Genomic DNA, 12,667 nt, shown 5'->3' with positions numbered 1-12,667 from the left:
GCACTGACGAAAATGTCATCTGAAAAAAATAACGAAACGACTTCGCAATCGATTGATGATGCTGAAAAGGAGAGCATTGCCGAGCGCGTTTTGACTCCAGAGGCCAGGCGCGCGCTCGCCGAAGCCGCCGAGCGACGGGCGCGAGCCGAAAATGAGGCTGCTGAGCGGCCTTATGAAGAAGGTGGCCCTGCAGGACTTGAACCCACACGCTTTGGGGACTGGGAACGCAAGGGCATCGTCAGCGATTTCTAAATCGGACAGCGCCTGATTGCAGGGTTTTACCCCTGCAGCTCCGCCAGAATGGCTTGCACGGCCACCACGGGGTCGGGCGCGCGCGTAATCGGCCGACCGATGACCATGTGCGAGGCTCCGCTACTGACAGCATCGGCGGGCGTCGCGATGCGCTTTTGATCATTGGCATCGGCCCACGCCGGGCGCACGCCCGGAGTAACAATCAGGAAATCAGCCGGTACCCGCGCTCGGATCATTGCCGCTTCGTGCGGGCTGGCGACCACGCCGTCCATACCTGCGTCTACGGCCTGATCGACGCGGCGCCTGACAAGATCCTCCAGCGCCGTGCCATAGCCCATCTCATCGAGGTCCTCTTGTTTAAGCGTTGTCATGACCGTAACGCCGAGAAGCTTCGTGTTGCCCTGGCGGCCGCGCACGGCGGCCTTCATGACCTGCGGCTCGGCATGGACAGTCAGCATATCGCAGGCCCCTCGCGATATGGCTTCGGCGGCGCCTTCGACCTGAGCGCCGATGTCATGCAGCTTCCAGTCCTGGAAGACCTTTTTGCCGCGACGTCCTAATTCCTCAGTTAAAGACAGACCGCCCTGGCCCAGAAGCGTCAGACCGACCTTGTAGAAGCTGACGTGATCACCCAGAACCTCGACTAGATGGCGGGCGGCGGCGAGATCAGGTTCATCAAGGGCAACGATGATACGAGGATCGGCAGGCAGGGTCATAACGGCGCTCCGGTAGCAGTCGGTTTCACATACACCGGATTTTGCGGGGCACAATGTGGAAAACGTGAACCCTGCGCTCCCGGTTTGTGGGAAAGTTTTCCCTGTAACCGGATGGGTGGCTCTGTTACAAATCGAGTCGATTGCAGGAGGGTGAATAATGTCGGGTGGCTCATTAGGGCTGGTTGAGCTTTATGTGAATTTCTTCATAACCCTGTTCGCGCTGCTCGATCCCATCGGCAATGTGCCGATCTTTGCGGCCGCCACGCGCACTCAGTCAGAATCGGCGCGTCGATGGCTGGTGGTTTATATTTCGGCCTTTGCAGCGCTCTTTCTGAGCTTCTTCTTCTTTACCGGTCTGGCTCTTCTTCAGTTCTTCGGCATTTCGATGGATGCCTTCCGTATCGCCGGTGGCATCCTTTTGTTCCTGCTGGGGCTAGACATGACGCGTGGCGATTTCCTTGCCATGTTTGAGGAAACCGAGTCACTGACCGAGGATACCGTCGATGCCCACGGGGCGCCGATCAGAGGGCGTGACCGCGCCAAAAAGACATTTGAAAAGTTCGTCGTGCCGTTTGCTATTCCGCTTCTGATCGGGCCGGGCGCTATCTCGACCGTCATCATTCAGGCGGGTGAGGCCCAAAAATATGGCATAACCGGCATGGCGGTGGGGCTGGGCGCTATTGCTACCACCTCGCTGGCGGTTCTTCTGACCTTCCTGTTTACCGGCCATATTTCCAAGATGCTGGGTCGCGTCGGCATGGTCGTCGTGATCCGCGTACTGGGGCTGATTCTGTGTGCCCTGTCGGTGCAGATTATCATTTCGGCGATTTCAACGGTAACTCATGACATCATCGTGCCGGCGGCAGCGCACCCCTATAGCGGCTCATGAAGAACCGGTCGCCTGAGACCACCAGTGTGCCCCGGGGTTTGGCAAGGAAAATCTTTAATGGCGGGTTCAGAGATTATTCCCTTAAGCTTGCCTGGTGAGCCCGATTTAGCGCACCATCTTACGCAGATGGTTTGAGATCAGCTCCAGAGCCCAGTCATCGGGAATAATCTTCAAGAGTGCGGACAGAAACTTATTAGGGGCGCCCGGCACGCAGATGGCGCGGTTGGCTTCGGCGGCCTGATAGCCTTCGCGGGCGACTTCATCGGCCCCCATCCACATCCATTCCGGTGTCGACTGACTGATGCGCTCGCGCGATCCGGTAACATCATGGAATTCCGAAAAGGTATAGCCCGGGCAAAGGGCGCTGACGTGAACGCCGTGGTCACGCGCTTCAAGGTGCAGGCCTTGCGAAAAACGCGTCAGATACGCCTTAACCGGCGCATAGAGTGTGTCGCCCGGTGAGGCGGGCAGGTAGGAGGCCAGCGATGAGACATTGACGATGCGGCCGAATTTTTGCTCAATCATACCCGGCAGGACGAGATAGGCCAGCTCGGTTGGGACGTGCATCAGCACCCGCAAAAACGCCTCATGCGACGAAAAGGCATTGCCTATAAAGCCCTCAGGCAGGCCATAGCCGGCATTATTCACCAGTCCATCGACCTTTCGGCCGAGCGAACCTACATAGTCGATCAGCTTTTGCGGTGCGCCCGTCTCGCTCAGGTCAGCGACAACAAAATAGGCTTCGACGCCAAAGCGCAGACGAATTTCCTCGACAAGCTTTTCCAGACGCTCCTGTCGACGGCCCGTCACCACGACGTCCCAGCCGTGGCTGGCATAGACGCGGGCGAAGGCCAGGCCAATGCCCGAAGTTGCGCCGGTAATGAGGGCCAGTCTGCGCATCAGATATTCCGGATAAGATCGGCGACGGTAATTTTCGAAAGGGTTTCCGTGGCCGCTTCATTGGCCGCCTTCATTGCGCCCGAGACCGCCTTGGGGATGGCCTGTCCGACGGGACAACCATCGGCCCCCGGCGGGGCCGACCCCAGATGGGCGCACCCGTGTACAGCGTGAAGCACCTGATCCAGCGGGATGGTTTCGGCCGGTTTGAGAAGCCACGTGCCGCCGGCGACGCCCGAACAGGTATCGACCAGCCCGGCCTTGGCCAGTTGCGTGGTCATACGGCGAATAACGACCGGATTGGTGGGGATGGAGGCCGCCAGTACAGACGAGGACACGGCCTGTTCGCGCGAATAGGCCCCTTTGTGGGCCAGATAGGCCAGGGTATGCGCGGCGACGGGAAATCTCTGACTGTCGGACATGATCTCTCCGTAATTACGATAATTTGACTGCCATTCCTAGTGGAATCGGCGCGCCTGAGCGGAGGCCTGATGCAATGTGGATTGAATCTGGCTAGAAATGGGCGTAAGAGGCCCGCCGTTCAAGCGAGGACCCTCCTGTGTGGTCTCTCAGGAGATATTGCATGATCGGGGATACCCCTGCCGAGGCCCGTCCCTCCCCGGACGCTTCGGTCTCCACCGGCGACAAGACCGGAGCGGATGCTGCGTCCGCGCACAAACCCTCACAACCCCATCCCACCGAAGGCCACGCCAAGCATGCGGGCTTCTGGGCGCTGGCGCTGGGGTCCATCGGCGTGGTGTTCGGCGACATTGGGACGTCGCCCCTTTACGCCTTCAAGGAAGCCCTGCACGCGGCGGCGGGCGACGGCGTGACGCGTCCGGAAATTTTCGGGGTCGTGTCGCTGGCCTTGTGGGCGATGATTCTGGTTGTGACGGTTAAATACGTCGGCTTCATCATGCGTGCCGACAACAAGGGCGAAGGTGGCGTCTTGTCGCTGATGGCGCTGGCGCAACAAGCCATAGGTAAGCGCACGGCCATCGTCTTTACGCTCGGCATCGTCGGCGCGGCCCTATTTTACGGCGACGCAGTGATCACCCCGGCCATGTCGGTCCTGTCGGCGGTTGAGGGCCTGCGTACCATTCCGGCGCTTGAAAACAGCATTTCGAATCAGCTGGTTCTGATGATCGCCGGGGTCATGCTGATTGGCCTGTTTGCTTTTCAAAGCCACGGCACGGCCAAGGTTGGCCTGTTGTTTGGCCCTATCTGCGCCGTCTGGTTCACCTCCATGGCGGTTCTGGGCATCAGTCAGTTTATGGCCAATCCGCAAATCCTGGCGGCAATCAATCCGTGGTACTCGGTGCAGTTCCTCTCGGAACACGGAATGGCCGGGTTTATCGTCCTGGGCGCGGTTTTTCTGACCGTGACGGGAGCCGAGGCCCTGACCGCAGATATGGGCCATTTCGGGCGCTGGCCCATTCAGGCGGCCTGGTTATTTTTCGTCCTGCCGTGTCTGGCGCTAAACTATCTGGGGCAGGGAGCGCTGGCGCTCACGGTGCTTGACCGTTCTCTGGCCTCCGGCCGTCCGTTCGAGGAACTGAACTGGTTCTTTGAAATGGCGCCTCTCGGCCTGCGCCTGCCGCTGGTGCTGCTGGCCGGTATGGCCACGGTCGTGGCATCTCAGGCCGTTATTACCGGGGCCTTCTCCCTTACCCAGCAGGCCATTCAACTGGGCCTTCTGCCGCGCCTGAATGTCAAGCGCACCTCGGAAACGCAGGAAGGCCAAATTTTCGTGCCGCAACTCAACACCATGCTCCTGGTCGGCGTGGTCGTGGTCATGGTCACGTTCCAGACCTCATCGGCTCTGGCGCACGCCTATGGTCTGGCGGTGACCGGGACCATGGTGGTGACCACCCTGATGGCGGCCATCGTCATGCGTCAGATGTGGAAGTGGGGCTGGTCGCGCGTGTTGGCCTTCATTGTCCCCTTCATGATCCTCGACCTATCCTTCCTGAGCGCCAATATGCTGCGCTTCTTCTCCGGCGGCTGGCTGCCGGTGTTGATCGGTGCGTGTCTGTTCACGGTCATGGCGACCTGGGTGCGGGGGTCGGGCATCCTGTTCGAAAAGTCTCGTCGCGACAGTGTTCTGCTGACGGACCTGATCGAAATGCTGAAGGCGCGACCGCCACATCGCGTGCCGGGCACAGCCATCTTCCTCACCTCCGACGCTGAAGTCGCGCCCGTGGCCCTGATGCATAATCTCAAGCACAACAAGATTTTGCATGAGAAGAATATCATCCTGACGGTTGATACGCGCAACATCCCGCGCGTGCACGAATCCGAGCGCATCACCATTGAAAAGCTCGATGAGGACTTCAAGCGCGTCACGGTGCACTATGGCTTCATGGAAAGCCCGAACCTGCCCAAGGCCATGGGTATCTGCCGTAAGCAGGGCCTGAAGTTCGACATTATGGCCACGAGCTTCTTCCTCGGTCGCCGCAGCGTCGTGGCCTCGGCGACGTCGGGTATGCCTCTCTGGCAGGATCGCCTGTTCATCTTCCTGATGCGCAACGCCACCAACCCGACGGAGTTCTTCCATATCCCGCCCGGGCGTGTGGTAGAGCTTGGGACGCAGGTCAGTGTTTAGGTAAGTTTAGCCCCGTCCGGCGTACCGGACGGGGCCTTTCTTTCGGGGGGGATTGGTTGTTCGGTATCAAATGGAAGTGCCGCCATTGCGGCCAGGCACATGATGATATGCCTGTGTGTTTCGGGATTGAGGCGCCTTGGCGCGCATTGGTTTCGGAGGAGATGTTTCAAGCGCGTGTCGAGATTTCTGACAGTTGGTGCGTCGTGGACGACGCGCATTTTTTTGTCAGGGGACATATAGAAATCCCTATTATAAATCATGCGACGCCCCTGACCTTCTCGGTCTGGTCGTCCCTCGGCGAAAAGAACTTTAATCGCAGGCAAGACCGATGGAACGATCCGGATCGGGGTGACGATCCGCCGAGTTTCGGTTGGTTATGCAGCCCCATCCGGCCTTATGATCCAGTTCTTCACCTTCCGCTTTTGGTTCAGGACCGCGAGCCGGGCAGGGTACCACTTTTCATGGTAACACAGATGGACCACCCTCTGGCGACAGATCAGAGAAATGGCATCACCAGAGCGCAATGGCATAGGATGGCGCGTTCGCTTCTGCATTAATCCTTGCATCTTGAGGGGAGGGGTCTTAAAGGCGCGAGCAACTGTTTTCACCCCCCTGACCGGAGTGGTTGCCTCATGACCTCCCCTACTGAAAAGCCCGTCAAGAAAGTCGTTCTCGCCTATTCCGGCGGCCTCGATACGTCGATCATCCTGAAGTGGCTTCAGACCGAATATAATGCTGAGGTCGTGACCTTCACCGCCGACCTCGGTCAGGGCGAGGAGCTTGAGCCCGCGCGTAAAAAGGCCGAGCTTCTCGGCATCAAGCCGGAGAACATCTACATTGAAGACCTGCGCGAAGAGTTCGTTCGCGACTTCGTCTTCCCGATGTTCCGCGCCAACACCGTCTATGAAGGTCAGTACCTGCTGGGCACCTCAATCGCGCGCCCGCTGATCGCCAAGAAACAGATTGAAATCGCTCGCAAGGTTGGCGCTGACGCCGTTTGCCACGGGGCGACGGGCAAGGGTAACGATCAGGTACGTTTTGAGCTCGGCTACTATGGCCTGGAGCCCGACATCCGCGTCATCGCCCCGTGGCGTGAGTGGGACTTCGCGTCGCGCGAGTCACTCCTCGCCTTCGCTGAACAGCACCAGATCCCCATTGCCAAAGATAAGCGTGGTGATGCGCCCTTCTCGGTCGATGCCAACCTGCTGCACTCCTCGTCAGAAGGTAAGGTGCTGGAAGACCCGGCGGTTGAAGCCCCTGAGTTCGTCTATCAGCGCACCATCTCCCCGGAAGCCGCGCCGGACAAGGCTGAGGTTTTCACTATAGACTTTGAAAAGGGTGATCCGGTCGCCATCAATGGCGAAGCCCTGTCGCCAGCGGCCTTGCTGACCAAACTGAACCAGTTGGGCCACGACAATGGCGTCGGTCGTCTGGACCTCGTTGAAAACCGCTTCGTTGGCATGAAGTCGCGCGGCGTCTATGAAACCCCTGGCGGCACCATACTGTTGGCAGCTCACCGCGGTATCGAATCGATCACGCTCGACCGTGGTGCCATGCACCTGAAGGACGAGCTGATGCCGAAATACGCTTCGCTCGTCTACAACGGCTTCTGGTTCTCGCCTGAGCGTGAGATGCTTCAGGCGGCCATCGATTATTCGCAGGCTAAGGTCACGGGCCGCGTGACTGTGAAGCTTTATAAGGGCAATGTCACGGTGATCGGCCGCGAAAGCCCCTATAGCCTCTATGATCAGGACCTCGTGACCTTCGAAGAGGGTAAGGTGGCTTACGATCACCGCGACGCGGCCGGCTTTATCAAGCTCAACGCCTTGCGCCTGCGTGTGGCGGCTAAGCGCGATGCGCGCGACGCAAAGTAGGACTACACAAACCTTTATCCGATCCGCGCCTGACGGTTAGAAGTCATATAATAAAAGTGCTGAGGACAATACATTTGTCCAGGTGTCAGCCCGGACCAGCCTAGCGCTGGACCGGGCTTTTTTTGCTTTTCGACCCAAAAGCCGGGAAACTTCGCTGTGATCGGGCAAAAGTGCTGCGTGGCCTCTCGGGTTTTAGAGGGCTTGGCAAACTCACATCGCTACGGTAGACAGTGCTATTATAATACAATGCAAACCAGGGCGGATGCGTCATGCCCATAGCGTGCATGAAAGCTTTGGGCATTTCGGCTCGGGGCCGGGAGCCAAACGGGGGAAAAGATGAACCGTCGTGAAATGTTGCTAACTTCGGGCGCCATGGTTTTGGCACCCAGCGACGCCAGCGCTGCAGAGCCCTCACCTTATACGTGGGCCACCATCCCTTTCGGGGGAGGCGGGTTTGTCGATGGATTTCTCTATCACCCAAAAACGGCCGGGATTCTTTATGCCCGCACAGACATTGGGGGGATGTACCGATACGCCGATCAAGACAAAGGCTGGGTCCCATTGCTCGATCACCTGGGGCGGGACGATGCCGATCTGATGGGTGTGCTGAGCATGGCCATAGATCCATCTAATCCCGACAGAATCTATGCGGCGTGCGGTCTTTACCTCGCCGATTGGGCTCGCAAGGGTGCCATCCTAGCGTCGTCTGACCAGGGGCGCAGCTGGAGAAAGACGGAACTGCCCATCCAGGTAGGGGGGAATTCAGATGGACGCGGAACCGGGGATCGCCTTGTTGTCGACCCCAAGAACAGCGAAGTTTTATGGTACGGATCCAATCAGAATGGGCTTTGGAAAAGTAAGGACGCCGCCCAGTCTTTCTCCCAGGTGACGGGGCCGGGCACTCATCTGAGCCTCGTCGTTATTGATCCCCGGTCAGCAGCAATTTTTGTAGGCGTCGCGGATGCCGAAGCCGGGCTTTATGTGAGCCTTGATCAGGGTGCGACCTGGTCGAAAGTGTCTGCAACGCCTGCTCAGGTGCCTCAGCATGCCGTCTTTGCCAGTGACGGAACCCTCTATGTGACGTTTGCCCAAGGCGACGGGCAAGCGGCTGCGATCAATCCCAGCAACGCGACCGGAGGGAGCGTCTGGAAACGCGATGCCAAATCCGGAAAGTGGAGCGACATATCACCCATCCGGCCAGACGCCGCTGCGCGCTTTGGCTTCTCTGGTGTGGATGTCGGGCCGGGCGGTATGGTGTGCGTCTCTACACTCAATCGCTGGTGGCCGGGTGATGATATCTTCTTGTCAATCGACTACGGACAAACGTGGCGCGCCTTAGGCGAGCGCGCCAGGCACGACACCTCAAACTATCCCTGGCTCTCAAACTACTTGAAGGGCGAGGATAGGATGGGACATTGGATTTCTGATTTGAAGATCAATCCATTCAATCCTGATGAGCTTATCTACGGCACAGGTTATGGCCTTTGGATGAGCGAAAATTTAACAAAGATAGCTACAGAGCCCGTTCGGTTTTCCTTCAATGTCAATAATCTCGAGGAGACAGCCACTCTCCAGATGACGTCGCCTACGGCAGGTGCGACCTTATTTGTTGCCATGGGCGATGTTGGGGGGGCCGCCTGGGATGATATAACCAAAACGCCCAAAAACGGTCTCTTTGTGCCAGCAAGTGAGACGAACTGGTCGGTTGACTATGCCGGGCAGGCCCCCGACGTAGTGGTGAGGACGACCAATAGCGGGCGCTTTGCCATGATATCTGAAGAGGGAGGTGCGAGCTGGTCGGCACTTCCATCCACGCCCTACCGAAATCCCGCGCAAGGCCAGCCCTGGAAAGGGCCAGGGAGTATCGCTATATCGGCGAAGGCGACCTCCCTTCTGTGGGTCCCCGAGCGAGAGGCGGCCTTTTATTCTGCAGACCGAGGGCGAAGCTGGAAAGAGAGCGTGGGGTGGCCAAACGGTCGTGATCAGGCGTTGTTGCCGGTGTCAGACAAGGTTGCCGACGGGGTCTTTTACGTTCTCGATCGCTTCACCGGGGTCATTTTGATTAGCGTCGACGGTGGTGCCAGCTTTAAGCCCATCATTTCCGGGCTTCCAAAGATAGAATCCTGGCAGACAGCACAGCTTTTTGTCGTGCCCACGCGCATGAGAGATCTGTGGGTCGCGCTCCCTAATGGGCTTTTTCACTCACGTGAGGCAAGCGCAAGCCTGAAGCCCGTAGTGGGTGTGGACGAGGCCTGGACCCTGGGTTTCGGTGCGGCGAAAACCAAGAATGGGTATCCTGCCGTTTATCTATGGGGCAAGGTGAGGGGCCGCGAAGGGATTTGGCGGTCGGATGATGAGGGCACGACGTGGACCCGTATCAACGATGATAAGCATCAGTATGGCGCGTTGCGGGCGCTCTCTGGTGACCCGTTAGAATGGGGCACCGTCTTCATAGCACCCCATGGACGCGGCGTGTTGGCCGGCAAGCCTGCCGCATGAACCGAAACGGGCTTTCGGTCAAACGATCGCCCTCGATGGTCAGGCTTGATTTAAACGCTGGGCTGCCAAAGTCATGAGCTGTCGGGAGAGTGGCGCGAGCGGGAAGTTTAATGCTTGCACCGGATCAATCCATTTTATTTCAGCAATTTCTGATGCTGCACAGACGGGTTTGTCTGTTTCGATCCAGAAGGCTTGTGAGTGGACTCTAAAGCCCATCTCATGGACCGCCGGAGCCGTGAAATGCCCCAGATAGACAGCTTCGTCTTCTGCGAGTTCCAGTCCGATTTCTTCGCGTAATTCGCGCCGCAAAGCCTCAATCGGGGTCTCACCGGCGTCGATCTTGCCACCCGGTTGAATATAAGTCGAAGAGTCGTGTTTGCGCACCACCAGTGCCAGTTTGCGGTGTGGATCTACCACTACGGCTGTAGCGAGGGCGATGATCTTAGTCATAACCACGCGGGCAGGGGCTGAGCCCCTGCCTGTCCTTACGCATCCACTTCGGCATCGAGCGCATTGTCCTGAATGAACTCGCGGCGCGGATCGACGAGATCGCCCATCAGCTTGACGAACAGGTCGTCGGCTTCGTCGGTGAGATTAACCTTCACCTGAAGCAGCGTGCGGGCGTCCTTGTCGAGGGTGGTTTCCCAAAGCTGATCCGGGTTCATTTCACCCAGACCTTTGTAGCGCTGAATGGTCAGGCCCTTACGTCCGGCATCGAGAACGGCCGCGACAAGATCCAGAGGACCGCGAATGTCGGCCACCTTATCCTTGCGACGGAAGGTCGAAACCTCAGCAAACAGATCGCCCAGTTCCAGCGCACGGTCGTTGAGGCGGCGGGCGTCCTGAGAGTGAATCAGCCCGTCATCCAGCACGATCTTTTCCGATACGCCGCGACGGACACGAGTAAACACGTAGCCGCCGTGGCTCGTCGTATTAGCTTCGACGCGCCACGGACCATCGCCATCTTCATTAAGGCGATCGAGGCGCTTTGCGACCAGCGCCAGATCGGGCGTCTCTCCGAACAGACCACCCAGAGCGGCCTGTTCTATGGCAAAGGCCGGGGCACGGCTGGCGAGACGGTCGACCCCGCCCTTGAAGGTCTTGGCGACCCGCACTTGCGCTTCGAGATCATGCGTGGCGATGCGTTCACCCGAGCGCAGTTCCAGTACCGCTTCCGACGTGCCTTCCTCGATCAGGAAGGCGTCCATTTCCGGATTGTCCTTAAGGTAGCGCGACGACTTGCCCTTCGCGACCTTATAAAGGGGTGGTTGGGCGATATAGAGGTAACCGTTTTCGATGATTTGCGGCATCTGACGATAGAAGAAGGTCAGAAGCAGCGTGCGGATGTGCGCACCGTCCACGTCGGCATCGGTCATGATGATGATCTTGTGGTAGCGCAGCTTCTCGATATTGAAGTCGTCACGCCCGATTCCGGTGCCCAAGGCGGTGATCAGTGTGCCGATCATTTCTGAGGACAGCATCTTGTCAAAACGGGCGCGTTCGACGTTCAGAATCTTGCCGCGCAGCGGAAGGATGGCCTGGTTTTCGCGGTTGCGCCCCTGTTTGGCCGAGCCGCCAGCCGAGTCACCCTCGACGATAAACAGTTCAGACTTGGCCGGATCCCGTTCCTGACAGTCAGCCAGTTTGCCCGGCAGGGAGTTGATGTCGAGCGCCGACTTGCGGCGGGTGAGTTCGCGGGCCTTGCGCGCCGCTTCACGGGCAGCTGCGGCTTCGATGATCTTGGAGACGATCTGCTTAGCTTCGACCGGGTTTTCCTCAAACCACTGCGACAGCTTTTCAAACACGATACCTTCAACGGCCGGACGCACTTCCGAGGAGACCAGCTTGTCCTTGGTCTGTGACGAGAATTTGGGGTCAGGCACCTTAACCGACAGGACGCAGGTCAAGCCTTCGCGCGCGTCTTCGCCCGATACCGAGACCTTTTCCTTCTTGGCGAGGCCGGAGGACTCCATATAGGCCGACATAACCCGCGTCAGGGCACCACGGAAGGCGGCCAGGTGGGTACCGCCGTCGCGCTGCGGGATGTTGTTGGTGAAGCACAGCATCGTCTCGTGATAGCTGTCGTTCCATTGCAGGGCGAGATCGACCTCGACCTTATCGCGCAGGCCGCGTGCGGCGATCGGTTCCTTGATGATGGGCGACTTCGATTTGTCCAGATGCTTTACGAATTCGACAATGCCGCCTTCGTAATGCAGGATGATGTCATAGGGCTCAGCCTCGCGCAGATCGGCGAAGCGGATATGGACGCCCGAATTGAGGAAAGCCAGCTCACGCAGGCGGTGTTCGAGCGTCTTGCGGTCGAAATCAATGAAGGTAAAGGTGCCCGTATCCGGTCCGGTCTTCAGCGACGGCAAAAAGGTGACGATGGTGCCGGTCAGTGGATTGCCGTTCTCACGCAGCGGTGCATCGCCGGTGATTTCAACCGAACGCACGGTTTCACCCAGTTCAAAGCGCGCCTCGTGCGTCTTCCCGTTACGGAAGATTTTCAGCTCAACAAAATCGGACAGGGCGTTGACGACCGAGACACCCACGCCGTGCAGACCGCCGGAGACCTTGTAGCTGTTCTGGTCGAACTTGCCGCCCGCATGGAGCTGCGTCATGATGACTTCGGCCGCTGATACGCCCTCTTCGGCGTGGATATCGACCGGCATCCCGCGCCCGTCGTCGGACACCGAGCAGGACCCATCGGCATTGAGGATCACCTCCACGCGCGTAGCGTGCCCGGCCAGGGCTTCGTCGATGGCATTATCGACGACTTCATAGACCATGTGGTGCAGGCCCGACCCGTCATCCGTGTCGCCGATATACATGCCTGGGCGCTTGCGCACCGCATCCAGCCCTTTGAGAACCTTAATCGAATCTGCGCCATAGGCGTTTTCGACGATTTCCGGATGCTCTTCGTTTTCGGCCATGC

Annotated in this window: 11 protein-coding genes; 6 read left to right on the top strand and 5 right to left on the bottom strand. The window is 58.6% G+C overall.

Annotated elements, in window-relative coordinates:
• Positions 1–12: 12 nt before the first annotated feature.
• Positions 13–252 carry a DUF1674 domain-containing protein gene (locus PQU94_RS01430; RefSeq protein ID WP_272739712.1) on the top strand — a complete coding sequence of 80 codons (240 nt, stop codon included), beginning with the start codon at positions 13–15 and terminating at the stop codon, positions 250–252.
• A 26-nt stretch (positions 253–278) separates the two neighbouring features.
• On the opposite strand, the gene pyrF is transcribed toward PQU94_RS01430, so the two are convergent.
• Positions 279–962, bottom strand: coding sequence for an orotidine-5'-phosphate decarboxylase (gene pyrF, locus PQU94_RS01425; RefSeq protein WP_272740047.1), 684 nt, complete (start codon positions 960–962; stop codon positions 279–281).
• Positions 963–1,125: 163 nt separating this feature from the next.
• Between pyrF and PQU94_RS01420 the strand changes: the two genes are divergently transcribed.
• Positions 1,126–1,857 carry a MarC family protein gene (locus PQU94_RS01420; protein WP_272739711.1) on the top strand — a complete coding sequence of 244 codons (732 nt, stop codon included), beginning with the start codon at positions 1,126–1,128 and terminating at the stop codon, positions 1,855–1,857.
• Positions 1,858–1,962: 105 nt separating this feature from the next.
• Here the strand turns inward: PQU94_RS01420 and PQU94_RS01415 are convergent, their stop codons facing one another.
• Together PQU94_RS01415 and PQU94_RS01410 are read right to left on the bottom strand one after the other, a co-directional pair.
• Positions 1,963–2,760 carry an SDR family NAD(P)-dependent oxidoreductase gene (locus PQU94_RS01415; protein ID WP_272740046.1) on the bottom strand — a complete coding sequence of 266 codons (798 nt, stop codon included), beginning with the start codon at positions 2,758–2,760 and terminating at the stop codon, positions 1,963–1,965.
• Positions 2,757–3,176 (bottom strand): Rrf2 family transcriptional regulator, encoded by a 420-nt coding sequence (locus tag PQU94_RS01410; protein WP_272739710.1) that lies wholly within the window; start codon positions 3,174–3,176, stop codon positions 2,757–2,759. The genes PQU94_RS01415 and PQU94_RS01410 overlap by 4 nt, the downstream gene beginning before the upstream one ends.
• A 161-nt stretch (positions 3,177–3,337) precedes the next feature.
• On the opposite strand from PQU94_RS01410, the gene PQU94_RS01405 reads away from it, so the two are divergent.
• The 4 genes from PQU94_RS01405 (at position 3,338) to PQU94_RS01395 (ending at position 9,732) form a co-directional block, all read left to right on the top strand.
• Complete coding sequence (locus PQU94_RS01405) at positions 3,338–5,359, top strand: potassium transporter Kup (protein ID WP_272739709.1); 2,022 nt, start codon at positions 3,338–3,340, stop codon at positions 5,357–5,359.
• Positions 5,360–5,415: 56 nt separating this feature from the next.
• On the top strand, positions 5,416–5,916 hold the full coding sequence (locus PQU94_RS18130; RefSeq protein WP_368407051.1) for a DUF2199 domain-containing protein: 501 nt from the start codon (positions 5,416–5,418) through the stop codon (positions 5,914–5,916).
• Between the two features lie 75 nt (positions 5,917–5,991).
• The gene (locus PQU94_RS01400; RefSeq protein ID WP_272739708.1) at positions 5,992–7,233 is read left to right on the top strand and encodes an argininosuccinate synthase; all 1,242 of its coding nucleotides are present in this window, start codon (positions 5,992–5,994) and stop codon (positions 7,231–7,233) included.
• A gap of 336 nt (positions 7,234–7,569) precedes the next feature.
• Positions 7,570–9,732 carry a beta propeller repeat protein gene (locus PQU94_RS01395; protein ID WP_272739707.1) on the top strand — a complete coding sequence of 721 codons (2,163 nt, stop codon included), beginning with the start codon at positions 7,570–7,572 and terminating at the stop codon, positions 9,730–9,732.
• 39 nt (positions 9,733–9,771) lie between these two features.
• Here PQU94_RS01395 and PQU94_RS01390 read toward each other — a convergent pair whose 3' ends face one another.
• Together PQU94_RS01390 and gyrB are read right to left on the bottom strand one after the other, a co-directional pair.
• Complete coding sequence (locus tag PQU94_RS01390; protein ID WP_272739706.1) at positions 9,772–10,182, bottom strand: NUDIX hydrolase; 411 nt, start codon at positions 10,180–10,182, stop codon at positions 9,772–9,774.
• 35 nt (positions 10,183–10,217) lie between these two features.
• On the bottom strand, positions 10,218–12,665 hold the full coding sequence (gene gyrB, locus PQU94_RS01385) for a DNA topoisomerase (ATP-hydrolyzing) subunit B (RefSeq protein WP_272739705.1): 2,448 nt from the start codon (positions 12,663–12,665) through the stop codon (positions 10,218–10,220).
• Positions 12,666–12,667: the final 2 nt, after the last annotated feature.

This window comes from Asticcacaulis currens, assembly GCF_028550395.1.
Lineage (GTDB): Bacteria > Pseudomonadota > Alphaproteobacteria > Caulobacterales > Caulobacteraceae > Asticcacaulis > Asticcacaulis currens.
Note: the sequence above shows the minus strand (reverse complement) of the source record. Positions and strands in the feature narration are given on the sequence as shown.